At 38.2% G+C, this 25780-nt stretch carries 27 protein-coding genes and 1 riboswitch; of the genes, 4 read left to right on the forward strand and 23 right to left on the reverse strand.

The features are described from left to right. The first annotated feature begins 179 nt into the window (after positions 1–179). Positions 180–401, forward strand: coding sequence for a hypothetical protein (locus V7150_RS19360; RefSeq protein ID WP_335521577.1), 222 nt, complete (start codon positions 180–182; stop codon positions 399–401). A 15-nt stretch (positions 402–416) separates the two neighbouring features. Next, positions 417–1823 carry a PAS domain-containing sensor histidine kinase gene (locus tag V7150_RS19365; protein ID WP_335521579.1) on the forward strand — a complete coding sequence of 469 codons (1407 nt, stop codon included), beginning with the start codon at positions 417–419 and terminating at the stop codon, positions 1821–1823. A 17-nt stretch (positions 1824–1840) separates the two neighbouring features. On the opposite strand, the gene V7150_RS19370 is transcribed toward V7150_RS19365, so the two are convergent. From V7150_RS19370 to V7150_RS19380, 3 genes are read right to left on the reverse strand one after another with little or no spacing between them, the layout of a single operon-like run. Then, positions 1841–2950, reverse strand: a complete 1110-nt coding sequence (locus tag V7150_RS19370) for a GerAB/ArcD/ProY family transporter (RefSeq protein ID WP_335521581.1) — start codon at positions 2948–2950, stop codon at positions 1841–1843. A 22-nt stretch (positions 2951–2972) separates the two neighbouring features. After that, complete coding sequence (locus tag V7150_RS19375) at positions 2973–4181, reverse strand: Ger(x)C family spore germination protein (protein ID WP_335521583.1); 1209 nt, start codon at positions 4179–4181, stop codon at positions 2973–2975. After that, positions 4181–5782, reverse strand: a complete 1602-nt coding sequence (locus V7150_RS19380; RefSeq protein ID WP_335521585.1) for a spore germination protein — start codon at positions 5780–5782, stop codon at positions 4181–4183. The genes V7150_RS19375 and V7150_RS19380 overlap by 1 nt, the downstream gene beginning before the upstream one ends. A gap of 93 nt (positions 5783–5875) precedes the next feature. Here V7150_RS19380 and V7150_RS19385 point away from each other — a divergent pair, with 93 nt between their 5' ends. Then, positions 5876–6043, forward strand: a complete 168-nt coding sequence (locus V7150_RS19385) for a hypothetical protein (protein WP_335521587.1) — start codon at positions 5876–5878, stop codon at positions 6041–6043. 175 nt (positions 6044–6218) lie between these two features. Here the strand turns inward: V7150_RS19385 and V7150_RS19390 are convergent, their stop codons facing one another. The 3 genes from V7150_RS19390 to V7150_RS19400 form a co-directional block, all read right to left on the reverse strand. Then, entirely contained in the window at positions 6219–6431 is a 213-nt protein-coding gene (locus V7150_RS19390; protein WP_335521589.1) for a hypothetical protein, read from the reverse strand. 81 nt (positions 6432–6512) lie between these two features. Continuing rightward, on the reverse strand, positions 6513–7733 hold the full coding sequence (locus V7150_RS19395; RefSeq protein ID WP_335521591.1) for an MDR family MFS transporter: 1221 nt from the start codon (positions 7731–7733) through the stop codon (positions 6513–6515). A gap of 166 nt (positions 7734–7899) precedes the next feature. After that, entirely contained in the window at positions 7900–8166 is a 267-nt protein-coding gene (locus V7150_RS19400) for a phage holin (RefSeq protein ID WP_335521593.1), read from the reverse strand. 247 nt (positions 8167–8413) lie between these two features. Here V7150_RS19400 and V7150_RS19405 point away from each other — a divergent pair, with 247 nt between their 5' ends. Then, a complete protein-coding gene (locus tag V7150_RS19405; protein WP_335521594.1) occupies positions 8414–10516 on the forward strand; it encodes a transglycosylase domain-containing protein in 2103 nt (700 codons plus the stop codon). A gap of 55 nt (positions 10517–10571) precedes the next feature. Here V7150_RS19405 and V7150_RS19410 read toward each other — a convergent pair whose 3' ends face one another. The 17 genes from V7150_RS19410 to ribD form a co-directional block, all read right to left on the reverse strand. After that, a complete protein-coding gene (locus tag V7150_RS19410; protein ID WP_335521595.1) occupies positions 10572–11294 on the reverse strand; it encodes an ATP-binding protein in 723 nt (240 codons plus the stop codon). After that, positions 11291–11785 (reverse strand): ECF transporter S component, encoded by a 495-nt coding sequence (locus V7150_RS19415; protein ID WP_335521597.1) that lies wholly within the window; start codon positions 11783–11785, stop codon positions 11291–11293. Before V7150_RS19415 ends, V7150_RS19410 begins: the two co-directional genes overlap by 4 nt. Before the next feature lies 1 nt (position 11786). After that, positions 11787–12371 (reverse strand): cob(I)yrinic acid a,c-diamide adenosyltransferase, encoded by a 585-nt coding sequence (locus V7150_RS19420; protein WP_335521599.1) that lies wholly within the window; start codon positions 12369–12371, stop codon positions 11787–11789. A 14-nt stretch (positions 12372–12385) separates the two neighbouring features. Then, a complete protein-coding gene (locus V7150_RS19425; protein WP_335521600.1) occupies positions 12386–12820 on the reverse strand; it encodes a bifunctional adenosylcobinamide kinase/adenosylcobinamide-phosphate guanylyltransferase in 435 nt (144 codons plus the stop codon). Next, positions 12772–13371 carry a histidine phosphatase family protein gene (locus tag V7150_RS19430; protein WP_335521602.1) on the reverse strand — a complete coding sequence of 200 codons (600 nt, stop codon included), beginning with the start codon at positions 13369–13371 and terminating at the stop codon, positions 12772–12774. The genes V7150_RS19425 and V7150_RS19430 overlap by 49 nt, the downstream gene beginning before the upstream one ends. Continuing rightward, positions 13341–14132, reverse strand: a complete 792-nt coding sequence (gene cobS, locus V7150_RS19435; protein ID WP_335521604.1) for an adenosylcobinamide-GDP ribazoletransferase — start codon at positions 14130–14132, stop codon at positions 13341–13343. The genes V7150_RS19430 and cobS overlap by 31 nt, the downstream gene beginning before the upstream one ends. Next, complete coding sequence (locus V7150_RS19440; protein ID WP_335521607.1) at positions 14129–15634, reverse strand: cobyric acid synthase; 1506 nt, start codon at positions 15632–15634, stop codon at positions 14129–14131. The genes cobS and V7150_RS19440 overlap by 4 nt, the downstream gene beginning before the upstream one ends. Next, a complete protein-coding gene (locus tag V7150_RS19445) occupies positions 15631–16203 on the reverse strand; it encodes a bifunctional adenosylcobinamide kinase/adenosylcobinamide-phosphate guanylyltransferase (protein ID WP_335521609.1) in 573 nt (190 codons plus the stop codon). The genes V7150_RS19440 and V7150_RS19445 overlap by 4 nt, the downstream gene beginning before the upstream one ends. Continuing rightward, positions 16185–17261 (reverse strand): threonine-phosphate decarboxylase CobD, encoded by a 1077-nt coding sequence (cobD, locus tag V7150_RS19450; RefSeq protein ID WP_335521611.1) that lies wholly within the window; start codon positions 17259–17261, stop codon positions 16185–16187. The genes V7150_RS19445 and cobD overlap by 19 nt, the downstream gene beginning before the upstream one ends. Then, entirely contained in the window at positions 17218–18201 is a 984-nt protein-coding gene (gene cbiB, locus V7150_RS19455) for an adenosylcobinamide-phosphate synthase CbiB (protein ID WP_335521655.1), read from the reverse strand. The genes cobD and cbiB overlap by 44 nt, the downstream gene beginning before the upstream one ends. Further along, positions 18198–19664, reverse strand: coding sequence for an adenosylcobinamide amidohydrolase (locus V7150_RS19460; protein ID WP_335521613.1), 1467 nt, complete (start codon positions 19662–19664; stop codon positions 18198–18200). The genes cbiB and V7150_RS19460 overlap by 4 nt, the downstream gene beginning before the upstream one ends. Before the next feature lie 3 nt (positions 19665–19667). Beyond that, on the reverse strand, positions 19668–20720 hold the full coding sequence (locus tag V7150_RS19465; RefSeq protein ID WP_335521615.1) for a FecCD family ABC transporter permease: 1053 nt from the start codon (positions 20718–20720) through the stop codon (positions 19668–19670). Further along, a complete protein-coding gene (locus V7150_RS19470) occupies positions 20686–21648 on the reverse strand; it encodes an ABC transporter substrate-binding protein (RefSeq protein WP_335521617.1) in 963 nt (320 codons plus the stop codon). The genes V7150_RS19465 and V7150_RS19470 overlap by 35 nt, the downstream gene beginning before the upstream one ends. A gap of 177 nt (positions 21649–21825) precedes the next feature. After that, positions 21826–22020, reverse strand: a riboswitch (cobalamin riboswitch). A gap of 121 nt (positions 22021–22141) precedes the next feature. Continuing rightward, positions 22142–22612: a 6,7-dimethyl-8-ribityllumazine synthase gene (gene ribH, locus V7150_RS19475; protein WP_335521619.1), complete on the reverse strand. Its 471-nt coding sequence runs from the start codon at positions 22610–22612 to the stop codon at positions 22142–22144. A 38-nt stretch (positions 22613–22650) separates the two neighbouring features. Continuing rightward, the gene (locus tag V7150_RS19480; protein WP_335521621.1) at positions 22651–23844 is read right to left on the reverse strand and encodes a bifunctional 3,4-dihydroxy-2-butanone-4-phosphate synthase/GTP cyclohydrolase II; all 1194 of its coding nucleotides are present in this window, start codon (positions 23842–23844) and stop codon (positions 22651–22653) included. 62 nt (positions 23845–23906) lie between these two features. Continuing rightward, entirely contained in the window at positions 23907–24566 is a 660-nt protein-coding gene (gene ribE, locus V7150_RS19485; protein WP_335521623.1) for a riboflavin synthase, read from the reverse strand. 14 nt (positions 24567–24580) lie between these two features. After that, positions 24581–25663, reverse strand: coding sequence for a bifunctional diaminohydroxyphosphoribosylaminopyrimidine deaminase/5-amino-6-(5-phosphoribosylamino)uracil reductase RibD (gene ribD, locus V7150_RS19490; protein ID WP_335521625.1), 1083 nt, complete (start codon positions 25661–25663; stop codon positions 24581–24583). Positions 25664–25780 lie beyond the last annotated feature (117 nt).

Raw genomic sequence — 25780 nt, forward strand, 5'->3', positions numbered from 1 at the left:
CAGTGATGTTGTTTAAACAATTACTGCTTTATTTTTTATTATTTTTTTATATCTTTCCAAAAGTAATTTCCAGAAATGCATTATTTCAAAAATATTCTTCATCTAGTACTATATCCAATAGAAGAAATTTTTTTTACCATTCTTGGACACTTTGTTTCCTTGAAAGAAATGGAGATTTTATGAATAAAAAAAAGCTAGTCATCCTTTACTTCATTACTAGTTTTATTTGGATTTATGGATCAAACTATTTAATTCAACAATTTGTACCTTCTTCCATTATTCCTTTAGTTGAAAGGTCCAAAGAATTTTTTTATGTCCTCGTCACAGGTGGTTTCTTTTATTTTTTTCTTAACAAGAAACAAGAATTAACTGTTTCCCGTGAGGATCAAAAACGTCTATAAACGTTAATCAATTCAATGGTTGACTTTGTTAACTTCAAAGATGGCGAAGGAAGATGGATTGAAGCGAATGATTTTGGCTTGCAATTGTTCCAGCTAGAAAATGTAGAATATCGTGGAAAAAAGGACTCGGAATTAGCTGAATATACTGCCTTTTACTCTGATGCCCTCAGGTACTGTGAGATTTCTGATGAGGAAACCTGGAAAAATGGGGAAATTACCCGTATTGAAGAAGTTATCCCCGTACCTAACGGTTCATTGAAAATATTTGATACCATCAAAGTCCCTCTTTTCCATTCTGACGGCTCAAGACAAGGTTTAGTGATTATTGGACGGGATATAACAGACAAAAAGGAAATGGCAAGGCAATTGGCTGAAAGCCAGCAGCAATATAAATCATTATTTGAGTACAGCCCGGATATCGTTTATATGTTAGATTTGGGTGGGAAGATTACTAACCTAAACCCCCAATTTGAAGTCATTACAGGCTTCAACCGTGAAAAGATGATTGGGAAAAATGTAAAAGCTCTATTACCTAAAAAGTATAGAAGATTCCTGAAGCACTTTATTTTCTCTGTTGTAGAAGAAATAAAGCCGGTCGTGTATGAAATAAAAATCCCGCAGGTAAATGGGAATATGATTTCTTTACAATGTACATCGGTTCCCATCAATATCAATGGAGAAATTACGGGAATCATTGGATATGGCAGGGATGTAACCACCTTGAGAAAAACAGAAGAACGTTTAAGAAGAACGGAAAAACTTTCTGTTGTCGGAGAATTAGCTGCTAGTGTTGCCCATGAAATCCGTAATCCTCTTACATCTTTAAAGGGTTTTGTACAGCTTTTACAAGTAGAAGACGGGAAACATCAATTTTATTATCAAATCATGTTAGATGAATTAAACAGAATCAATCACATAGTCGGTGAACTCCTTCTATTAGCTAAGCCGCAGCATCTTAAATTTACAAAAGCGGAAATTCAAAAGATATTGTATGATGTCCTCTCATTATTAAGCACTGAAGCCATTTATTATAATGTTCAGATAGAATCCGTTTTTCCGGAACAAGAGATTTACCTTGAATGTGAACCAAACCAGCTCAAGCAATTGTTTATCAATATTATTAAAAATGCAATTGAAGCTTCGGTAAATGGCGGAACTGTAGTGATTTGCCTGGAACTGATTGAGAATAATCAAGTTTTCATTACGGTCAAAGACGATGGCTGCGGGATTTCCAAGGATTTATTAGCCAAAATTGGCGAGCCATTCTATTCTTCCAAAGAAAAAGGAACTGGCTTAGGATTAACAATCAGCTATAAAATTGTTCAGTCACATAAAGGAACCATTCGATTTGACAGTCAAAAGAATCAAGGAACTACGGTCTACATGACCCTGCCTCTCACTCAGAAAGACAAAAGAAACTAAACAAGCAACAAGCTTTTCTATGGAGAGCTTGTTGCTTTTTTCTTCCGGTTCCGAAAAAAGGCAATAATTAGTAATATGGTGGGAATGATTATTTGAAAAGGCCATTGCACATAAACAGGTACCACCCTTAACCCTTCTTCAATATGTTCCGCATAATTCGATGCAATCGTAACAGATGCAAGAAGGATCATTAAACCTATTGGAAAAGTTAACTTCTGGTGGTTTTTAAATTGAAAAAGATCTGTTGCTCCGACAACCGCTGCATAGAAAAACACTGATATTTTAAAGAAACATCCAATCATTAAATAGAGCATAAAGAATACATCCAATCGTTCAATAAAATTTGCCAATTGAATTTTACCAATGGTGGTAAGCAGTGGAAAATTTGAACGCTCATAAAGATCTACCCCAAGTGTAGCTATATTGATGGCAATAGTAAGCGAAACATTGATCCCAGCTAAAATCATTCCACCCATACAAGCAAGTTTTACTTTTTTATGATTGTTTAACAAAGGAAGAAGCATGGTAAAGACGACCATTTCTCCAAATGGAAAGGTGAGTGTTTCTCTTATAAATGTTCTGAAAACAGGCTTCCATCCGTATTCTAAAACTGGTTGAAGATTTTCCGGATGTAATAATCCAGAAAATAAAATGAGGAGGATACCAGTCAGTGCCATTAGATAGATTGCCCCAAAAAATAGTTCACCCACTCTTGCAATTACTTCTATACCTTTATTAATCGCATAAATGATGATCAGCATCATCAAGGAATTAATAACAATGAGAGGGGTACTAACATAAACGGTATTTGTTAATAGTTCACCAAAGTCACGTAAAACTCTTGTAGACATATTGATGAAATATATGACATATAAAAAACCAAGCAGTCTTCCAATCCATTTCCCAGTAATTTTTTGAACATAACTTGTAAATGGCAATGATGGATAATATTTATATAGCTGATAATAAACAAGGAAAAGCAGTAAGCCCCCTGCTAAGCCAAACAATGTGGCAAGCCATGCATCCTGTTTTGCCGAAACCCCCAGACCCAAAAGTATAGCACTGCCCATTTCAAACAAGACCACTAGTATAAACAGCTGGGAAGCTTTTATTTTTGCCTTTTCCATGCCTAATCCCCTCACTAAGGGTTTATTGATTAAAATTTGACCAAAACGGTTTTGTCCGGATTCCTTCCCTGCGGCTATAGGAATCTACCTTCACATTCACTTCAAGTTCAGCAAAGTGTTCGTCCCAATTTCCTTTTAGCTTCTTCCAAAGTTTCGGATCCTTCTTGTGAACCTTTTCACCAAAACCAAAAATATCGCTCTTCATTTTTTGAGCCTCTTTTACTGTTGCCATAATTTGTCTTTTTATTTCTTTTTCGACAAGCTTATCAATTTTCTCGATCTCATTCGGATCGGTTAAGTCTATTGCCGTATTTACTTCGCTAATCCAGCCCTCATCTTTAATCGAAATGTCGATAACAGGTTTCCCTTGCTTGATTTTTGCTGCCACTTTCGTTTTTGTGCGCAATGGAGCCATTGTAATTGCTTCCTTTTTTTCTCCCCAATCCACATTTACCGCCGTACTTTTTACTTTATCTAATATCCAAATTACTCCTCGTGCCTTTTCGTGTTCAATCCACCCAATTAATTTTCCTTTTTTAAAAACAGCTAAACCATCAGCAGAAAGAATTGCTTTTGTTTTTGTTTCAAGCAAGTCCCCTGCTCTCCCTGCCATTTCAACGTCACCAGTCACTTTATAACCATTGACAATAGGTTCTTTTCCCTTGCTTAGAAGCCCACTAATGAAATCATCGATAGTAATTTGCATATTTTCACCTAACATCGCTTCTGTCGCCTTAATCTCCTTTGTAATCTTATTAACTGGCAGTTTATCGAGATTTGCTAAAGAGGAAACCAATACAATTGCAGGGGTTCCCCGCGTTATCACAAGTTGGGTTGTCGTTCTAAATTCTGGATCGCGGTCGAGCACATCCAGAATATTAAGTAATCCATCCTTGGCGACTTCTTCACTAATGGCGACTAAATTGGTATGAGCATAATATAACCGCCGCGAAATTTGTTTGGTCGCGTTTCTGGCGGCTTCTGTTACAGTATCCCCGGAACTTGAATAAACAGCTATCGGTAGACCCTGTCCTCCTCCACTCCCCTGTCCTAAGTTAACATTTGCAGGGTTTACAATTTGGAAGGAAACGGAAAACTTTTTGTCTTCGCCTTTGTCAATTCCCACCGCCATCACAAAAGCTAAATCTGTTAATTCTTTTTGATTCCAGCAGGCACTAAGAAAAGAAGAACATATTATAACAAGTAAAGTTACTACAGTTATTTTTCTCATTATGATCCACCCTTTGATGATGGATCATCCTCTTCTAATGACGGACCAGGTTTTTGATTTTCTCCTTCTCTTACCATATTGTCTTTGCTAATAAACTTAGGCCTATTTTTCATCGCCCAAATCGGAAGACGAGCGAATACATCCTCCTGATTTCGTATGTTAAACGGCGCAAGCGGCATCATATAGGGGATACCGAATGAACGTAATGAGCATAAATGGATAGACAAAAATATAAGACCTAACATGATCCCATAAACACCTAAAATAGTGGATAAGGCCATCATTAAAAAACGAATTAACCTTGCCGCAATTGCCATACCAAAACTAGGTGTAGAAAAATTGGCTAATGCGGTAATCGAAACAACTATGACCATTACTGGAGACACAATTCCAGCCTGGACTGCCGCTTGACCTATGACAAGCGCGCCAACGATTGAAACTGCTTGACCGACTGCCCGAGGAAGCCTTAGTCCAGCCTCCCTTAATATTTCAAAGGTTACTTCCATAATTAACGCCTCAACAAATGCGGGAAATGGCACATTTTCACGTTGTGCTGCAATCGCAATCGCCATCGTTGTTGGGATCATCTCCTGATGAAAGGTTGTAGCGGCGATATAGATGGCAGGTCCTATTAGGGCAATATAAAAAGCCAATATTCTTAAAAGACGAATTCCAGTTGAAATATCAAAACGAAAATAATAATCATCAGGTGCCTGGAAAAATTGAATAAATATCGCAGGAACGGTAATGACAAACGGCGTCCCGTCCACAATGATCGCGATTCTTCCCTCAAGTAACTGTGAAGTTACTACATCCGGTCTCTCCGTATGAAAGGTAGTCGGAAAGGTAGTCCAAACCTGGTCCTCAATGAATTGCTCAACATGGCCAGATTCAATGATAGAATCAACATTGATCCTGTTTAACCGTTCTTTAACTTCCGTGACGATTTTTTCATTGGCAATTCCCTTCAAATACATAATAGCTACATCAGTTTGCGAGATTTTGCCCACCTTTATCGTTTCTAGCCATAAATCTGGACTTTTTATCCGCCTCCTGATTAAAGCTGTATTGGTTCGCATTGTTTCTGTAAAAGAATCCTTTGGACCGCGAATTGATAACTGGGTAGATGGCTCTGTGATAGCACGCATATTCCAACCCTTTGTTTCCACGTTAATCGCTTTACTATAGCCATCTAGGAAGAACAGTGTATTTCCTGAGAGAAACGAATCAAATACTTCGTTCCAATTAGAGATAATTTGAAAATTGCCTAAACCAACAGCTCTTTCCATCAATTTTTGAAAAGAATCCTGAGAATGATCGATGATTTCTTCAGTCAGAGATTCAAGAAAAAATTCACTGATCATTTTATTATCGGCCAATCCATCTATATAGACGACAATTCCTTTATGGTTTGAAATAGAAAACTCACGGAGGCATAAATCTGTACTGTTTCCAAATTCTTCTTTTATCCGGGCAATATTGTCTTGATAATTCCTTAGTATGGGTTGGTCTTCCGGTTTTAGCGGATCTTGCTGCTGTCTGTAATTATCATCCTGTCGTCTTTTTTGCTCTTTTTTCAAAATTTTAGACAAAATCGACACAATCCCCGCCTCACTTTAAGTAAACAAAAATTCCTTATTACTATTGGATAGATTACCCAAATAAACTAGAGTTATCCCTGCATAATACCTAAAATGAGTAAAATAATAATAAAAGTATTATTCGTAGAAGGTGAAGCGTTTGAAACTTTTTATGGTCACCATATTATTAGCTTGTGGATTATTAGTGATGATTATTTCATTGGACCTGATAATGGGAGTAAAATTTCCGGGGATTATTTGGAAAGCAGTAAATCCTTTTAGAGTAATGGAACCGGCAGAATACCTCATAATATTTCTCTTTTTCTTCCTTTTTCTCAGCAGAAAAATGTGGTTATTTCTAAAAAAACGGGAAAGCAGCAATTCACCCTCCAATTAAAATGCGCTGTAGCTAAACAATTCTCAATGAAATATTACCTACTAATTGTAAAAAGCCCGCTTAAAGCGAGCTTTTTTCCTGATTCGATTCACGACTTTCGACAGCAGGTTTCTTTTTATAGATAGATTGCAGGCGCTTGACTCTTTTCTTCCATTTCATTTTTGTTTCTACATTTGGCCCATACACATATCGGTTCCAAAAATAATAGATTAATTCTTCGATGATCACGAATATGCCAAAAATAATAATGCAAAAAGTAAGCCAGACCCCCATATCAATAACCCCTTTTTAAATGATAATTCATCCTATTCGATTACCCGCTAAAGAAGTACTGACATGGTGGAAGACGCGTATTTACATAACTTTTTCCGAACTTGATATTCTTGCTTTTAAATATGATCGGTTTCCAGCAATAAAGAAAATAATACTTCCAAATGATAAAATCGCAATAACCCAAAACATGATTTGGCTGTGAAAATGACTTAGAAGGTACCCCCCAATGATCGGCCCTAAAAAGTTCCCAATTTTTCGAAACTGGCTGGCTCCAAAATAAGTTCCACGCATATGTTCCGGGGCAAGCTCATCCATCATCATGCTGTTAGAAGGGAAGATAAATATCTCACCGATTGTTAATAAAACCATTGCCAAAATCGCTGTTAACCAGCCGTTAACAAAACTAAATCCGATTAGACCGGCTGCCATAAACAGCGAACCTGCAGACATAGCCTGCAATAAGCTGAATCTTTCAGCAAGATGGCTAAGCGGCATCTGCAAAAATACAACCATTACAGCATTAATTGTCAGCAGAACCGAAAAAATAGCTACTCCATTCTCAAGTGTTACTTCTAGTACTTGTGGCAAATTGGAATCAATTTGCACATAGCCGATATTGATTAAAATAATCCCAATTATAAGATTCCGCAATGCCTTATCCGTTTTTAATATTCGAAAAGCACCTGCAAATGAAACGACTTTCTTGATTGTATCTTCTTTAGATATTACAAGTTTTTTCATAAATACTGACAAGACAATTCCATAAAGCAAATAAGTTAAACCGGTTATGGCGAAGGATAGCTTAGCTGATGAATTTGCCAAATATGCCCCTAGGAGTGGTCCTACAGAGGCACCAATATTTATCGCTGTATAGCGTAAAGAATATACTTTCATTCGCTTGTTCTTATCGGTTAAATCAGCCATCAATGCTTGGGATGTTGGTTCAAAAAATGATGTGCAAAGTCCGTTTAGTGCATTTAAAACGATAAACCAGCCTTGGCTTGCTGCCATGGTGAATCCAAAATAGACGAACGCTAACGTAACCAAAGCGGTAAGCATGACCGGTTTCCTTCCAAACCGATCTGATAAATGGCCGCCAATAAATCCACCAACAGTTGCCATTAACGGACTCATTCCTACAGTTAAACCGATAATAATAGGTGAAAGATCCATTTGCCTTGATAAATAAATTGATAGAAAAGGCAGCGTCATAAAAGCGGATCCCCTTGTTAAAACCGTGCCGATTAACAAAACCCACACAATTGGATGGAACTGGATAATATAGTTTTTAACCTTAGTCATTTGTAATGCCTCGCAATTGTAAAGTTTATTTCTCTAGTAAACCAATTTGTGTGAATAATGTAAAGAATTTTCTTATCATTAAGATTTATCCAATATTATTCGAGACTTTTTCCGTATTCAAACCAGTAGAAAAGCCAGCACCCATAAGGAGCTGACTTCTTTACTTCTAATTTGGATCCTTGTATTTTAACGCACGTTCACTGTCACCATAACCTTTGGTGGTTGGATCCTGCACAATCCCTAACATAGACAACAAAACAAATACCGCATTTACGAACGATAGAATTGAATTTTCGATTGCATCAGTTATTTGAAAATCAACTAGACCTATTGAATGTAACCCTGATAATACCATTTGTGCTACTAGTAAGATTTGTGAAATAAATGCAATTATCCAATTCCGGTTTCTAAAGCGAACTCTCCAGTTAATCATGTTCTCAACCCCTTCCTATATATTAATTATTCTTTCTATTAACATATGCTCGGGTCTGAAAGGGTTGTCCACGATTATCACGTGTTTACTGCTTTTTTTTTACTCTCTACCTTATTACATATTAGTCGTTCACTTCATTAAAATTATCGGGAATACTATTGAAAAAAAACCCTTTTGTTGGTCTTTTTCTCCTAGAAAATTTATAATAAATGAATCGACAATTCCGTTTTGAAAGTTAGGAGATAATATGGATAAATTACACCCATTTCGAGATATGGTCGTGCGTTTCTGGAAAAAGAAACATTTAACACAAATAATATTACTGATAATCCTCGTGGTTGTTTTAGGAACCATCCTTTATTTTGGCTGGCTCGCATCAAGGGCAAATGTGGAATCGTTGAAGGAGGGCTTAAGCCAGCCGACCGTCATTTATGATAAAAATGGTACAGTTGCCACCAATGTTGCCACCAATCGGACACAAGGAGTAACAATCGAGGAATTACCTAAATATGTTCCGAATGCAGTAGTCGCGATTGAAGACGAACGTTTTTATGAACATAGCGGTTTTGATGTGAAGGGAATTGCTCGTGCCTTTTTCAGCAATTTGTTTGCCGGAAGGATTACGGGCGGCGGCAGTACGTTAACACAGCAGCTGACAAAAAACGCCCTTCTATCACCTGAACGCACCTATAAGCGAAAAGCCGAGGAATTATTTTTAGCCGTTAAAATTGAAAAGGTTTATACAAAAGATGAGATCATGCAAATGTATCTCAACCAAGTTTACTTTGGCAGTGGTGCCTGGGGAATCGCCAATGCTTCCAAGAAATATTTTAATAAAGATATCAAGGATGTAGGCATAAGTGAGGCGGCGATGCTTGCTGGTCTCCTGCATTCACCGAATTACCTTGACCCTTATAAAAACTATGATTCAGCAATAAAACGGCGAAATGTCGTCTTAGGGAAAATGAAGGAGCTCGGGTTTATTACTGCCGCAGAGTACAACACGGCGAAGAAAGAAAAAATTCGCCTTCAAGATGGCGGCGGCAGCTTTGTTGAGCGTAAATATCCTTATTATGTAGATGCTGTATTAAATGAGGCTATTTCTAAATATGGAGTAACCCAGGAAGAAATTTTGACTAGAGGATACCGTATTTATACAGAATTGGATCAAAACCTGCAAGCAGGTCTTGAAAAAGTTTATAGTAAAAACTACTTGTTCCCGAAAGGCAAAGGGAATACATTGGTCCAAAGTGGGTCTGTCCTAATGGATCCAGCCTCAGGCGGTGTTAGTGCCCTTGTCGGCGGCAGAGGTGAGCATGTGTTCCGCGGCTTTAATAGGGCTACTCAATTACAGGTACAACCAGGATCATCGATAAAACCACTGGCTGTCTATACGCCTGCCCTTGAAAATGGCTATAACTATTCGTCTGAACTTGTTGATGAACCAACATCTTTCGGAGATTACAAACCAGAAAACTTTTCGAAAACATACCAAGGAAAGGTTCCAATGTACAAAGCCCTTGAAGACTCGTTGAATATTCCGGCTGTTTGGCTGTTAAATGAAATTGGCTTAAATAAGGGTCTGGATTCGTTAAAACGGTTTGGCATCCCTGTAGAAAAAGAAGACAAAAATCTGGCCATCGCTCTCGGCGGAATGAGTAAAGGTGTATCGCCGCTGCAAATGGCGAATGCTTTTACTGCTTTCCCTAATGGCGGAAAGCGACAGGATAGTCACTTAATTACCAAAATTGTCGGACCGACTGGTAACACAATCGCAGAACGGGAAGCAAAAACAACAAAGGTAACTTCCAAAAAGGTAGCCAACGAAATGACATCCATGCTATTGAATGTAGTTGAATCTGGAACAGGAAAACTTGCTCATATCCCAGGTGTTCAAATTGCCGGAAAAACAGGGTCAACCCAGCTGCCATTTAGTGACGTTAACGGCACAAAGGATCAATGGATGGTCGGTTATACCCCTAACATCGTCGGTTCTATTTGGATTGGCTATGACCAAACTGACCGAGAACATTACCTGCCTAGCTCAAGTTCAGCAAATGTGGTACCGATTTTTAAAGAAATTATGAAGGAGTCATTGCCATATCTCCCAAAAGAAAGTTTTGAAGTAAATTCAATTAATACCCATCTTGCCGGCGAGGAAACAACAAAGAAAAGCATTAATGAACAGGCGAAGGAAATTGGCAAAGAATTGAATGAAAATGCAAAAAAAATCGGGTCTACGATAAAAGAAAAAGCCCCTGAGTGGAAAAAAGACTTGGATAAGGTGTTTTATTCTATTGGAAAAGGAATCGATTCATTAGTAGAAAAAGCGAAAAGTATAGGAGAATAGCACGCCATCATGGCGTGCTATTCTTTATTTGGGTACTCTACAAATTTGGAACTTTTCATTTATTTCTTTCAATTTGAATGGAATGGAAAAAGCTCCCCGCAATCCTCACAAGTTTGTCTTCTTGTTCAGCATGATAGGCGGTGATAAAACATGTTGATGGACCTGATGATTTTAAAATATCCAAGTTTGTGATAACCATATCCTGTGTAAATTTTTCATTTGCAAACATTTGATTCAACTCAGACAAGATTCCTTTTGAGCCAACAGGCCAAATCATCACGTCATTTACTTTATTTATCTCTTGAAAAATTGAAAGAGGTACAATATCATCACTTTGGTCCAACACTTCATTACCAACTAAAGGTGACCCTATTACGGCAAATTTCAATTTATCAGAGAACAAGAAATCCGTCATTTTTCCATATGGCTTTCTGCCAAGTACAATTAATCCAACTGCAGATTGCAGTAAAGAAAAATTACTTTCCGTACTCCCTGTTATGGGAATATCCTTCAAACCAAGTTCTATTAACCCTTTTTTGATGCCTCTTAAAAGCTCTTCCCATGGTTCATTTCCGCAAAAATTGTGGAGCACTACGGAAATAGGCTTTCCACCCGCTGCGATACATTCCATGGCCGCAACTCTTAACGAATAATAGGCAACCGTTTCGTATGGTACTTGAACGGCATCCTGTGCTTTTATCCCAATCGCACCGATATTATCACAAGAGAGAATAAGAGATTCCTCACCATTAAAGGGAATAGTTATAATATCCCTCATCTTTTTGCCTCTCGCTTTCCTAATCCATATGTAACCAAGGAAGAAAGACGTGGAATTGCTACGAAAGCAATTCCTGTATTTATGATGGAACCGATTAGCAATGAAGGGACGATTGCCAAATAGAATCCTTTATTCATTAAAAATATAAATGGTAAGGGGGCAACAATTGCATTCCCAATGATAAAAAGCACAATTGCTGAAGCTTTCTTGCCGTTTTTATACAGGATTCCAAACAGCCAAACAAGCAAAGCCATTTCGACTGCAATAAAAAAATGGCTTGGTCCTAACGGAAAGCCCCCTAACACTGCGGATAATAAATGCCCAAATGCAGCCACGATCGCTCCAGCACCGCTGCCAAGTAAGGCAGCAGCTAATAGGGATGGAAAGACATCCAACGCTACACTGCCAACAATAGCTGGGATCTTTATAGCCGCTCCAACAGCAGACAATGCGGTAAACATTGCCAGCCAGCTTACCATATTCCTCTTCATTCTACTTATCATGTTTACGCTTCCCATCTCTAAAGACTTTCGCACTGCGAACATATTCTACGTCACGAACATTGAGGCGGCTGTTTATTACCCTAGCCAAGGCAAAAAAATAATCCGATAATCGATTTAAGTATTGTAATGCTATTTCAGGTGTTTTGGAGTCAGCCTTCAATAGCTTTACAACCAATCTTTCCGCTCGCCTTGTAACCGTTCTTGCAATATGAATCGATGCTGAAGGTTTTGTTCCCCCAGGTAAAATAAATCTTTCTAGCTCCGGTGCCTCTTCAATATATTCATCTATTTTCTTTTCCAGGTAATCGATCGATTCTTGATGAAGCTTTATTTCTCGTTTTTCCGACACATTCGCAAGATCGCCGCCACAGTCGAATAATTCATGTTGAATTTTTTCAAGATCATTAAGCACGTCCATAAAAATATCTTGGTCAAGTTCTTGTATCGCTTGCCCGACAAAGCAATTAACTTCATCAACTGTTCCATATGTCTCTACCCGAATGTCATCTTTGTCTACCCTGCCGCCAATAATACTTGTTTTTCCTTTGTCACCAGTCCTCGTGTAAATTCTCATTTAATATCTTCCCTTTATTTTATATTTTGGTTTAATCCATACCAAATGACATCGACTTTTTCTGATTTTGCTGCAATATCTTGATAGGCCCATCCTGTTACATCTCGCCATACTCTATTTTCTTTTTCCAATGGGACAATTCCTTTTGTTATATCGGTCCCAATAACGATCAACTTGCGATTTACCCTTGCCTTTTCCCAAGTAAGCCAATTTTCTAAACAACTATTCCAAATTATTCGGGACTGTTTTGAATCATATTTCTTCGTTAAATCTTTCAACCATAATTCTACACCCTCTAGAATAATCACGTCTTGGTCGATATCCTTAAAATTTATAGGAAGAGGACAGTTATCGTATGCTGACAACCAATAATCATGTCTGTTTACACGATATAATTTTTTTACCCATGCTCTTTTGCCGTTAAAGGCACCTCCAGTAATAAAGTGCAACGGTCAACCCTCCTTAGCGCTTCTCTATCAAAAATGAGTTCGAACCCTTGACTATGCCTTGCCTGCCAATCCCAAAAGTCTTTCTTTTCAGGTGCATATTTAGATAACAGATATCTGATTACTCCGCCGTGAGTGATGACTGCGCAACTCTGCTTGCTTTGGGTAAGAACCTGATGGATAATCTTATTCCAGCCGTCTTGAACTCTCTTTGTAAAAGCATCAAAAGATTCCCCCTCCGGCGGACAATTATTAACAGGATCTTTCAGCCATTGTCGATAGAGCATATCTTCTCTCAGATTATCATAGGTCTTCCCTTCCCATTTGCCAAAATTCAGTTCCCGTAAGTCTTCTAATAAAAACGGATTACTATTAGGAAACAATATTTTCGTGGTATCAATACATCTTTGTAAATCACTAGAAAAATAGCACTCATAGCTTTTCGTTGTCGATATTGCTTTTGATTCAGCAGTTATTGGAGAATCATTCCATCCTAAATACTCTTTCCGTTTGTTAGCTTCTGTTACCCCATGACGAAATAATGCAATAACCACACGGTCATCCACAGTATTAACTCAGTCCCTTCTACCGAAGCTCCTAATACATCTCCTGTAATCCCGCCAAACCATTTTACAGCTTTACGACGGCATAAGAATAAACAACAGACAGCGGTCAAAATCAATAATCCGACAAGGAAGTAGTCCTTACTAATAAGCATTACGAGAAATAAAAAACTGATTAAGTAAACCGGATAGATCCATAACACCCGAGGCTTTGCAGCACTTTGGAATAACGAGCCCAGCCCATTATTTTTGGCCGACTTAATTGTTAACAAAAGAACGCCCATTACACTTTTACTCAAAAACGGTATAGCTGCAATAAAGAAATATGTGGCTTGTTCGACGTTCAAAGTACTCTCATAAATAAATAGAAACTTGCAGCCTAATAATACAATGATGGATAAAACACCAAATGCACCCACTCTTGGATCCTTCATAATTTCAAGTCTTTTCTCAGGATCTTGGTAAGAAAAATAAGCATCACTCGCATCCATCCAGCCATCTAGATGGATTCCTCCTGTCACGAGAATCATTGCCAGCCAAACTATGAAAGTATCAGCTAAATGAGAAAAAGGAGTAAATTCATGAAACACATAAAATAGACATGAATAGATAATCCCTTGAAATAATCCTAATAGTGGAAAAGTTTGTACTGCCTTTCTTAGATGTTCCTTATCCATCGGTAATTCAAGTGGGATAGGCAGTGCTGTAAAAAATTGAAGGTTTATCAAGAATCCTTTCATGAATTTAATCATCTTGTACTCCCTTGATTGATTATTTCTTTAAGTAAATCCCATTTTAGATGGCTTTTGATTTTGGAAGCAAGAATCTCATATTTATTATCTTTAAAGTTTCTAATATAAGTAGGATCTTGAAGTGGAATGCCTTTTCTTTTCCGAATCATGTTTAACCAGTGATTTCTCCACTCATCATTATGAAATAGATGGTGAAGATATGTCCCAATAATTTGGCCGTCTTTTGCAAAGTAGCCTTCGTCTGCCCCATTTTCTAACGTTAGAAATGGAAATCCCTTTTTAGTTAGGACAGTTTTACCTAAATGGATCTCATACCCCACTAACTGCTGGTTTTCAGGCAATCCTGTGCATTTGTGATACTTACCAATCACTCGGTTTACTTTTTTTTCTTCGTAGAAAGTGGTTATCGCGGGAATACATCCTAGTCCCTTTTGTGTGAAGTTCGGTGCACCTGTATCTGAACCAGCTTCATCGACCAATTCCGAACAAAGTATTTGATAGCCGCCACAAATACCAACAACTAATCCGCCATGATCTACATGTTTTTGGATGAGGCGATCTAACCCCTTACCTTTTAAATTTTCTAAATCACTGATTGTACTTTTTGTACCAGGAATAATGATGGCATCTGGTTGTCCAAATTCACTTACATGCTTTACCCAACGAAGTGAAACATCTTCTTCAAATAAAAATGGTTCCAAATCATTGTAATTTGAAATAAAAGGCAGCTGAATCACTGCGATATCAAGGATCCCTTTTTTTGTATTTGAAAATTGAGTGTGAAGGGAAAGAGAATCTTCAGCATCGATCATATGATTCTCTACAAATGGCAAAACACCTAATACAGGGACACCTGTTCTCTCCTCCAGCCATTGAATTCCATCCTCAAAAAGAGTGATATCCCCACGGAATTTATTGATAATCAAACCTGCGACTCTTTGTCTTTCTTGAGTCTCCAACAAGTCAAGTGTGCCCACAATGCTAGCAAAGACTCCACCACGATCAATATCGGCTACAAGCACAACCGGTACATCCGCAAGTTCGGCTACCCTCATATTGACAATCTCTCGATCCTTTAAGTTTATTTCAACAGGGCTTCCAGCGCCCTCAATGACCACAGCATCAAAATTTTCCTTAAGATGATCAAGAGATTTCTTTATGACTTCTATGCCCTTTTCATAAAATTGTTCGCGATATTCACTTCCCGAAAAAGTCTCGATAGCTCTTCCTAAAAAAACCACCTCAGAGTGCTGGTCCGACCTCGGTTTTAATAAGATAGGATTCATCCAAACTGTTGGCTCAAGTCTAGCTGCTTCAGCTTGGATACCTTGTGCTCTGCCAATCTCTCTTCCGTCAAGTGTTACATAGGAGTTATTAGACATATTTTGTGATTTGAACGGTGCTGCTTTTATTCCCTCATTTGCTAAGATCCTGCACAACGCCGTAACAATTAAACTTTTGCCTACATCTGAAGCAGTGCCTTGAATCATGACTCCTTTCATTGACATGCTCCTTTCTTAACGATTGGAATCCCTGCTTCCACTAAAAAAACTTGATCCGCCATTTTAACTAAATCTTGATGGATTTGTCCCAGCAAGCGACCATAGGAAAAAACGATGTCCGTAGCCATTAATGACTCATTTAATACCTCGTTACTAACGACAATCAATGTTCCTGCTCGATTTTTTATCGAAATAATTCCTGAAATAATATTTTCTTTGACCGTTTTCAAAAAAAGATCATCCCACGTTCGATCAGTAGAAAATAGTTCATTATTTAAAAGTGTTGTTACACAATCTAACAAAATTATATCTTGATTATTGATAACATCAGCAATCCCGCCTACTTGCACCGGCCGTTCAATTGTTTTCCATTTATACGGTCCCATATTTCTATCACGCTGATGTATTTCAATTCGTTCCTTCATTTCCGAATCAGAAGAAACTCCTGTTGCCAGGTAGATAAGCTGTCTCTCTTTTTTACTAGCAATTTCTATTGCTTTCCTTTCAGCAAAGCTGCTCTTCCCACTTCTTACTCCACCGGTTATAAAAATTAATGATGATGCCTCCAAATGGTCAACACCTCCATTAGATGATTGTTTTCTTCAACTCCCTTTATTGCAAAACGAAGCCATCTTCCTTCCAGCCCAAGAAAATTCATTGTGTGTCGAGGAACAATCCCGTGATCAAGCAGAAACTTAAACAACGGAAATTGATTTTCCAATAATGGATCTTGTAATAAATAGAAATTAACTTTTGAGAAAGAAGAAATATATTTTTGTTGTTTAAAAAAATGGAACAACCTATTCCGTTCATTACTAATAAAGTACTGTGTCTCTTTAATAAAAGATTCATTTTGCAAACATAATTCACCAGCTAAAAGGGCAATTGTATTGGTACTCCAATGTGATTGCAGTTCACTAAGTTCTGAAACAATTGCAGGCTGTGCCACTAAATATCCTAAGCGAATTCCTGGAATCGAATACATCTTTGTCATTGATCGAATAATAAGTAGATTTGGAAACCTGTTTATGTATGGAATGAACGAGTCATACTCTAGTAAAAAATCAAAAAATGCTTCATCTAAAATAACCAAGCAATTTTCCTTTTCACATGCCTCGATTAAGGAAATTATTGTTGAACTAGAATACTGAATCCCTGTTGGATTATTTGGATTACAAAGGAATATTGCATCTGCATACACTAGTTTGGCGCGTAATTCATCAAGTTTTAATTCAAAGTGAGGCTCACTTAGTTGATGATATAGAACCTCACATTTGTTTGCCCGGCAGGCTTTTTCATATTCTGAAAAGGTTGGCTGCACCAATAATACTTTTTTCCCTGCAAGCATCCGTGCAACCAAGGTAATAAGCTCTGCTCCACCATTTCCAATCAGAATAGAATGTCCCGGAATCTGTTCTTGGTTTTCAATCCTTTTTTTAAGCTTAGTAGCAAAGGGATCTGGATAAGTAAAAATTTCTTGATACAATTCCTGCCATTTTTCCTTTAATGCAGGAGGGGGACCAAGAGGATTGATATTTGCGCTAAAATCATGATAATGTTCAGGGAGCGAAAGCCCCATTGCCTCATATAGGTATTGAGGATTGGAACCATGTGACGGCCAAACCAAAGAGCATTCCTCCCATCCATAATAAAAGTAAAAATAAAAATACTGTTTTTGCTAAAATGGAGTTCGCCTTTACTATATGTTCTGCTTGAATCGGATTAAGCGGTTCTCCCATCTTTGCACGGTTCGAAACAATTCCTTTGTAATAATTCCTGCCGCCAAGCTGAATTCCTAAAATCGCGGCAACAGCAGCTTCACCCCAGCCGCTGTTTGGGCTGGGATGCTTCTTAGCATCGTGGAACAATATAGTCCATGCCTTTCGATAAGCCATACTTTCCGGATTTTTTCCGATCAGCATGATGATACCTGTTAAGCGGCTTGGAATCCAGTTCATCACATCATCCCATTTTGCTGATGCCCAGCCAAACTCTTTATATCTTTCATTCATATGTCCAACCATCGAATCACAAGTATTCGTTGCCCGGTAAATCATTGCAAGCGGCGCTCCGCCAATCAATGCCCAAAACAAGGGAGCTGTTACGCCGTCACTTGTATTTTCCGCAACAGTCTCAATCGCCCCCCTTGCTATTTCACTTTCGTCAAGGTCATTCGTATCACGGCCAACAATATAGGAAAGTTTTCTTCTTGCTTCAACTAGGTCCCCTGATATTAAAGGGTTATAAACTTCAAAAGAAGCTTCCTTCAAGCTTCTTTGGGCAATCGTTGTAGAAATAATAAAACTTTCCACTATAATACCCACAACCGGATGAATCTTATATCCTATTAATACCACCATCAAAACAATAGAAAAAACAATAAGTAAAACAGAAAGGAGCATTACGATTCCTTTCCACCGTTTAGACTCACCATGATTCCAACGCTTTTCAAAAAAGGATATCATCGTTCCCATCCATCTTACGGGATGTGGCCAATTGGGAGGATCTCCAACAACCATATCAATAACATAAGCAAATGTAATCGAAATTAAGTGATAGACAATCATGGTTGCTTCCTTTTTTGCGACTTTTGAATGGATTCTGTTGTACACTGATATACAGCTTTACTTATAAGCTTTCCTAGAGGAGTAATGGTTCCGGCATATTCCAACACTTTTCCGGTTTGAGTGGCAGCAATTAAAATACTATCTGTTGAGGTACCGGTTGCAATGGTTCCCGTGACTTTATCCAACACCTTTTGATCATGCATCGCCTTTACCTTTGCTTCCGTTGCTGTCATAATGCTTTGAATAAAGGCTTCCTCAGTTATCTCACCGTTTACGAAAATCCATATATTAATCGTCCCAGGTGTCATTTCCATAGAGTCCCTCTCACTTTTCGAAACATCTATCGCATTTCCAACCCCAGCGGTAACCACAACAAAGATCGAGAAGTCATCCTGTTCAAGCCATTGGCAGGACACATCCTCAAGCCACACCGCTGTCATCATGCCAATGGTCTCTGATGGTTCAAACCCTTTTGCTTTCAGAAAAGAAGCCATTTCCATTCGATGATTATCACAATTATATTTCTTGTTAACATGACGATTGACAAAAGCTTGATTCCAGCCCGTTCCTGAACCCACCACACCCGAAGACATTGTTCTTAATGGGGCTGGGGATATTAACTCGATAAACTCACTAGTAACACGTAACATTGCTTCATTAATTTCAATATTTTTTGTGTCCCGATTCACTTCCGGCAGTAACACCATTTGTGGTGCAGCCACCTTTGGATGAGGATGCTTCTGAATTTTTGTTTGATAAACGCTTCTTATTCTATCCTCTCTAAGGACCTCATTTGGAATATGGTTACTATTGATGGTTCCCTTTTCAAGCAGCAACAAGCGATCACAATATAGACCAGCAAGATTTATATCATGGAATATAGAGATAACCGTTAACCCTTGTTCTGTCGTCCATTGCTTTAAAAGGTCAAGTAGTTCTTTCTGATACGATAAATCTAAGTGATTTGTTGGTTCATCTAAAAGTAGAATTTTCGGCTCTTGGGCCAGTGCCTGGGCAAGAAATACCCTTTGTTTTTCACCGCCAGATAACTCCTGAATATTCTTATGTTGAAATGAGGATATTCCGGTCTGGTCCATTACTCTATGGACAATGTCCTCATCCTCATTAGACCAAGTCTGAAACCAGCCTGTTTGATGTGCATATCTTCCAAGAGATACGGTTTCCTTAACCGTATAAGAAAAAGACTGTGAAGAATGCTGTGAAAGAACCGCAACAATTTGTGCAAGCTGCTTAATTCCATATTCCTGTAGCCGCTTTCCACTAATTAAAATCTCACCTTGTTTTGTCGGTAAAATACCACTAATCATTTTTAACAGAGTCGTTTTTCCGCTTCCATTTGGGCCTAAAACTCCGAATAATTCCCCTTGGTTCACTTCAAAAGATATGTCCTTTAAAACAGATTGATCTGCGTAACCACCTGAAACATGTTGAACGCTTAGCATGGTCTATCCACTTCTTTCCTTCCTTTTTCTCTGTAGCAGAATAATTGCAAATACAGGTGCGCCAATTAAAGCGGTAATAACCCCAATTGGTAATTCTGTAGGTGAAATAATGGTACGGGATAAGAGGTCAGCTAGAATTAAAAAACCGCTTCCGATTAAAATGGATAGCGGGAGAAGGTACCGATGATCGGGTCCCCACAATATTCTTGAAAGGTGGGGAATTACCAGACCAACAAAACCAATTGTCCCTGAAACTGCAACGGCTGCTCCTGTTAAAATGGAACCAGCCGATAAGATAATTAGCTTTCTTTTTTGCACATTGACCCCTAAATGCTGTGCTCTTTCTTCCCCAAACGACATGGCATTTAATTCTTTTGCATTAAAGATTAGTATGGCTGAACCAATAATGAAAAATGGCAATATAATTTTTATGTAATCCCATCCTCTCATCGATACACTTCCCAAGAGCCAGCCAATAATTTGTCTCAGCTCATCGCCGGTTAGTGCAATCATGAGGGAAATAACAGCTCCTAAAAAGGAGCTGAAAATAATACCTGTTAAGATAATGGTTTCCACTTTCATTGAACGTTCGATTTTCCGGGCAAAAGCAAGAACGAAAAAAATTGTAACAAAAGAAAATAGAATACTAAGTAAGGGTAATGTAAACATCCCAACAAATGGGATTGATAGATGAAAAAACAGTGTCAAGACCGCACCCACTGATGCTCCAGATGAAACACCCAATGTATAAGGATCTGCTAACGGGTTTCGTAGCAAACCTTGGAAAGCCGCTCCTGCAATTGCAAGAGCAGCACCCACAAGACCTGCTAATATCACTCTAGGTAAGCGAATATTCATAATAATACTGTCATACATCGGATCAATTGACCCTACCCCAAATAACTTAGCAAAGATAATTTGAATAATCGTTTCTATTGGTACATAAACAGTTCCTATTGAAATACCTAATAAAACTGCAATAATAAGGAAAATTGATGCAAGAAAAAAGGCTAAAAATTTATTATTTAAAAACTTCTGGATAGACAGCCTTTGCAAGTTCCTCTACTCCTTCAACAATCCTAGGACCTGAGCGAGTAACACGATCAGAATCTACATCGATTACCTGCTTATTTTTTACAGCGTTAACCGATTCCCAGCCTTGTCTGCTTAATACTTGCTCAGTCGGATTTTTCACATAGTACCCATATGTAGTGATCACGACATCAGGATTTCGTTTGATCATAGCTTCTTGATCAATTTTGATCCAGCCTTCTTGATCGCTAGCGATATTATCCGCATTTATCGCGCTTAACATTTCATCCATAAAAGTATTCTTTCCTGATGTATAAATCTCTGGGGCGGGAGATACTTCAACTAATACCTTTTTCTTCACTTTTATCTCTTTTGTCTTAGCAATAATCTTTGCTAAATCGTCTTTCATCCCTTTAATAATTTCGTCTGCTTTCTTTGTTTCACCAGTAGCTTTCCCAATCATACTAATGGAATCATACACTTGGTCAAAATTTTCCGCATCATTTACAACCAGGACGGAAATTCCGGCATCTTTTAACTGCTGTAACCCTTCTGTCGAATTATGAGCAGAAGAGGCATGTGCCAGCACTAAATTGGGCTTTAAAGAGATAATTTTTTCCAAGTTAATTTCTTGTCCGCCTATTTTCTCTTTTTTCAAGACATCTTCAGGATAATTATCAAAATCAGAAACACCAACCACTTCTTTTCCAAGACCTAACGAATAGGCAATTTCAGTATTACTTGGCATCAATGAAACAATCTTCTCTGGCTTCTTCTCTATAACCACCTTATTCCCTAATGCATCTGTTATGGTAACCGGGAATGAAGCTTCCGTTTTGCTCCCAACACTTGCTTTATTATCTTCTTTTACTTGATCTTTCTTTTCAGCACAGCCTGCTAAAGCCCCTATTGTTAATAAGACGATCAACAATAGTGAATACAATTTCTTCATGTTTCTTCTCCCTGCTTTCTGTTTAGATAAAATGATAGTAACAAAAAATAAGTCCTGCTGCTGCCAATAAAAAAACATCTCCATATGACATGAAGATGTTGGTACGATTAGATTACATTTACTAAAATTAAGTAAAAGGAGTCTAGCCTTCAACACCTTCCTATCCTCGTAGGTTTATCAGCGTGCAAGAATTAGGCAGGTTTCCTGGCTCATGATCATCGCTTCCTATGTCTTCCCATCCAATTAGACAGTGACAAATTATAGGTTGCTCTCATTTACAGTGGCGGGACCGCATTGGCTTTTCACCAAACTTCCCTATTAAGCTTATAAATCATTCAAGATGATTTTAGCACCTAATTTTTTAAAATATATTTTGTTATTTTTATTATAAAAAAAGTAAATTGATTTGTATATGTTTTTTGGGTTATTTCAAACTTATAATAAATAGCGGCTATTTATAAGTTTGTCTTGAATTCACGTTCCACAATTTAGATTAATGCTCAATATTTCTGCATAAATTGGCCATTTCAATTGCTGCAGTTGCCGCATCCCAGCCTTTATTGCCGGCTTTTGTGCCTGCACGCTCGATTGCCTGCTCAATAGAATCCGTCGTTAAAACTCCAAAAATAACTGGAATACCGCTGGTTAATGAAGCTGCTGAAACACCTTTAGCTGCTTCATTACAAACATAATCAAAATGTGGAGTTGAACCGCGAATAACGGTTCCAAGTGTGATGACAGCATCATACTTTTTACTGTTTGCCATTTTTTGGGCAATCAAAGGGATTTCGAACGCACCTGGAACCCAGGCGACATCCACGTCTGATTCATTGACTCCATGCCTTTTAAGGGCATCCTGTGCACCGCCTAATAATTTACTGGTTATAAATTCATTAAACCTTCCAACAACAATTCCTACTTTTAACCCAGATCCAACTAAATTTCCTTCAAAAATATTTCCCATGATTATGCCTCCATATGATAATTTTTGCTAACTAATTTCTAGTAATGTAACAAATGCCCGAGTTTGTCATGCTTTGTTCTTAAATAATTGGCATTTTCCTTTCGAATTTCCATTTGCAGCGGTACCCGTTCCACTACTTCAAGATCATAGCCTTTGAGACCTTTAATTTTTCGAGGGTTATTCGTTAATAACAGCATTTTTTTAATCCCTAAATCCTTCAAAATTTGAGCACCAATGCCATACTCTCTTAAATCAGCCCCAAAGCCGAGTTTTTCATTTGCTTCAACGGTATCATAGCCCTCTTCTTGAAGTTTATAGGCTCTCAGTTTATTGAGAAGTCCAATGCCCCGGCCTTCCTGACGCATATATAACAGAACTCCATTACCCGACTGATTGATCTGGTTTAATGCAGCATGGAGCTGTGGACCGCAGTCACAGCGGTACGATCCGAACACGTCCCCTGTCAGGCATTCAGAATGTACCCGGACAAGGACAGGTGTCTCAGGATTAATTTCACCCTTCACTAAAGCTACATGCTCTTTATCATCAACAAGATTCGAATAACCAACCGCTTTGAATGAACCAAATTCAGTAGGTAAATTAATTTCTACCTCACGTTTTATTAGGTTATCTTTTTTGTTTCTATATTCAATCAGATCTTTAATCGTAATCATTTTTACGTTCAGCTCATCTGCAATTTTTCGCAGCTGAGGCACACGTGCCATTGTTCCGTCCTCATTCATGATTTCACAAATAACTCCAGCTGGTTTAGCACCGCATAATCTGGCAAGGTCTACAGCCGCTTCAGTATGCCCTGTCCTCCTTAATACACCGCCTTTTTTAGCAATTAGCGGAAAAATGTGTCCAGGTCGTTTAAAATCTGCACCTTTTGACTCTGGATCAAGCAAACTTAAGATTGTTGCTGAACGTTCAAATGCAGATATTCCTGTTGTCGAAAATTTATGGTCAATACTGACAGTAAAGGCAGTTCCATGAGGGTCTGTGTTTTTAGAAACCATCGGGATTAAGTCCAACTTTTGCGCCAAATCTTCATCAATTGGAACACAAACGAGTCCTCTACCGTATGTCGCCATAAAATTAATCACAGTAGGGGTAGCTTTTTCAGCTAAGGCGATAAAGTCCCCTTCATTTTCCCTATCCTCATCGTCGCAAACAATTATAACCTTTCCTTCTTTTAAATCAGTTAAAGCTTCATCAATTGTATTAAACACATCTATCACTCCCTGTTATATTTCAACACCATGGCGGTACGAGGCGTAGCAGAAGTATTGGTTTAAAAAAATCCATTCTCTTCTAAAAATTTTTCCGTTATCCCTGACCTGCTCTTTTGCTCTTGGTCATTTGTAAGCTTTTTGATAAAATGACCGACGTATTTACCAATCATATCGCATTCCAAATTAACTATATCTCCTGAACCCTTAAGCCCCAATATGGTTTCCGACAATGTATGTGGAATTAAAGATATTGTAAAACTATTTTCTGTTACCCCGAAAACAGTTAGGCTTGTCCCATCGACAGCAACAGATCCCTTCAAAATTACATCTCTTAATAAATTTGAGTCCACCTCAATTTCATAATAAACCGCATTTTCAAAGGCCTGTTTACTTTTTATTACTCCTGTTCCATCAATATGTCCCGAGACAAAATGCCCGCCAAATCTTCCACCTGCAGCCATAGCTCTTTCTAAATTTACTTTTGATCCCCGCTTAACTGTATTTAAACTGGTAGCTTTGACTGTTTCAGGCATTACGTCTACCGTGAATTGCTTACCTGTATAAGAAGTAACCGTCAGGCATATTCCGTTGACGGCAATACTGTCACCGAGATGAACATCGTCAAGAATTTTTTTGGCTTCAATTGTTAATACAAACGAGTTTCCAGTCCGTTGAATATTCGAGAGTATGCCAATTTCTTCAATTATTCCAGTAAACATAATATTTCTTCTCCTTACCTAGGTTCAGCAATAATTCTTATATCACTGCCAATGCGATCCACCTGTTTAATGTTCAAAGAAACAGCTTCTGCTATGTGTTCAATTCCCTGCCCTCCGAAGGATGTAGGTGCATTTTTTCCACCGATTAGTTTCGGAGCGATATAGGTAATGATTTGTTGAAAAGCATGTTCCTTTAAAAAACTACCATGTACTTCTGCGCCGCCTTCAACAAAAATTGATGTAATTCCCTTTTTGCCAAGGACTACGAGCATCTCTTTTATCGAAACCTTCTGACTCTCCATTTTTATTACTTCAATACCTAGTTCAGAAAATTGGCTGACTCGTTTTTGGTCAACTTCTGCTCCAGTGACAATCCAAGTTGGTGCCTGTTGATCGATAATTACTTGGACGTCAAGCGGAGTCCTTAAGTGAGTATCCAATATGATGCGAATCGGGTTTTTACCACCTTCTGCAAGCCTTGTTGTCAAGGATGGATTATCTTTCAATACCGTGTTGACCCCAACCATGATTCCGTCATGTTGGTGACGAAGATGATGAACGTCTGCTCTTGATTCTTCACCGGTAATCCATTTGCTTTCACCAGTTACTGTTGCCGTTTTTCCGTCTAAACTTGCGGCTGATTTTAAGGTGACATAGGGTAAACCTGTTTGGATGTTATAAAAAAAGATTTTATTCAAATCATGGGCTTCCTCTTGTAATATGCCCACCTTCACTTCAATTCCAGCCTTTGTCATTCGCTCAATCCCTGTTCCGGCAACTAGAGGATTGGGATCGGTTGCAGCTACAAATACCTTCTTTACACCTGACTTAATTATCAAATCAGAACAAGGTGGAGTTTTTCCATAATGACTGCACGGCTCTAGGGTTACATATAAAGTAGACCCTTTTACTTGATCGCCAGCCATTTGAATGGCATGTACCTCAGCATGTGGTTCGCCAGCTCTTAAATGTGCTCCCATGCCGATTATTTGACCATCCTTTACCACCACAGCACCGACAACAGGGTTGGGAGACGTTTGTCCAAGAGTTCCTCTGGCTAGGTTTAACGCTAAATTCATATAGAAACTATCATTCATCGATTATTCTCCTTTTAAAAGGAATTAAAAAAGACCCTAAAGAATATTTCTCTTCAGGGTCTTCTAAAAATGACAATATTAAATAAAGGTTTAAAAATAGGCAAACTTCACCCTATC

This window comes from Neobacillus drentensis (assembly GCF_036965245.1).
Taxonomy (GTDB): Bacteria; Bacillota; Bacilli; order Bacillales; family Cytobacillaceae; genus Neobacillus; species Neobacillus drentensis_G.

What these genes read in the sequence shown, in the direction of transcription:
- ribH (WP_335521619.1), bottom strand. Translation starts at nt 22,612, where the DNA reads ATGGGAAATATTTTTGAAGGAAATTTAGTTGGATCTGGGTTAAAAGTA.
- cbiB (WP_335521655.1), bottom strand. Translation starts at nt 18,201, where the DNA reads ATGATTGTCTATCACTTAATTTCGATTACATTTGCTTATGTTATTGAT.
- V7150_RS19370 (WP_335521581.1), bottom strand. Translation starts at nt 2,950, where the DNA reads ATGGAAAAGGCAAAAATAAAAGCTTCCCAGCTGTTTATACTAGTGGTC.
- V7150_RS19460 (WP_335521613.1), bottom strand. Translation starts at nt 19,664, where the DNA reads ATGCTAAGCGTTCAACATGTTTCAGGTGGTTACGCAGATCAATCTGTT.
- V7150_RS19395 (WP_335521591.1), bottom strand. Translation starts at nt 7,733, where the DNA reads ATGACTAAGGTTAAAAACTATATTATCCAGTTCCATCCAATTGTGTGG.
- V7150_RS19420 (WP_335521599.1), bottom strand. Translation starts at nt 12,371, where the DNA reads ATGAGAATTTACACGAGGACTGGTGACAAAGGAAAAACAAGTATTATT.
- ribE (WP_335521623.1), bottom strand. Translation starts at nt 24,566, where the DNA reads ATGTTTACTGGAATAATTGAAGAAATTGGCATACTCTCGAATATTCAA.
- V7150_RS19405 (WP_335521594.1), top strand. Translation starts at nt 8,414, where the DNA reads ATGGATAAATTACACCCATTTCGAGATATGGTCGTGCGTTTCTGGAAA.
- V7150_RS19440 (WP_335521607.1), bottom strand. Translation starts at nt 15,634, where the DNA reads ATGAAAGGAGTCATGATTCAAGGCACTGCTTCAGATGTAGGCAAAAGT.
- V7150_RS19365 (WP_335521579.1), top strand. Translation starts at nt 417, where the DNA reads ATGGTTGACTTTGTTAACTTCAAAGATGGCGAAGGAAGATGGATTGAA.
- V7150_RS19360 (WP_335521577.1), top strand. Translation starts at nt 180, where the DNA reads ATGAATAAAAAAAAGCTAGTCATCCTTTACTTCATTACTAGTTTTATT.
- V7150_RS19390 (WP_335521589.1), bottom strand. Translation starts at nt 6,431, where the DNA reads ATGGGGGTCTGGCTTACTTTTTGCATTATTATTTTTGGCATATTCGTG.
- V7150_RS19375 (WP_335521583.1), bottom strand. Translation starts at nt 4,181, where the DNA reads ATGAGAAAAATAACTGTAGTAACTTTACTTGTTATAATATGTTCTTCT.
- V7150_RS19470 (WP_335521617.1), bottom strand. Translation starts at nt 21,648, where the DNA reads ATGAAGAAATTGTATTCACTATTGTTGATCGTCTTATTAACAATAGGG.
- cobS (WP_335521604.1), bottom strand. Translation starts at nt 14,132, where the DNA reads ATGATTAAATTCATGAAAGGATTCTTGATAAACCTTCAATTTTTTACA.
- V7150_RS19415 (WP_335521597.1), bottom strand. Translation starts at nt 11,785, where the DNA reads ATGAAGAGGAATATGGTAAGCTGGCTGGCAATGTTTACCGCATTGTCT.
- V7150_RS19410 (WP_335521595.1), bottom strand. Translation starts at nt 11,294, where the DNA reads ATGAGGGATATTATAACTATTCCCTTTAATGGTGAGGAATCTCTTATT.
- ribD (WP_335521625.1), bottom strand. Translation starts at nt 25,663, where the DNA reads ATGAATGATAGTTTCTATATGAATTTAGCGTTAAACCTAGCCAGAGGA.
- V7150_RS19400 (WP_335521593.1), bottom strand. Translation starts at nt 8,166, where the DNA reads ATGATTAACTGGAGAGTTCGCTTTAGAAACCGGAATTGGATAATTGCA.
- V7150_RS19385 (WP_335521587.1), top strand. Translation starts at nt 5,876, where the DNA reads ATGAGTAAAATAATAATAAAAGTATTATTCGTAGAAGGTGAAGCGTTT.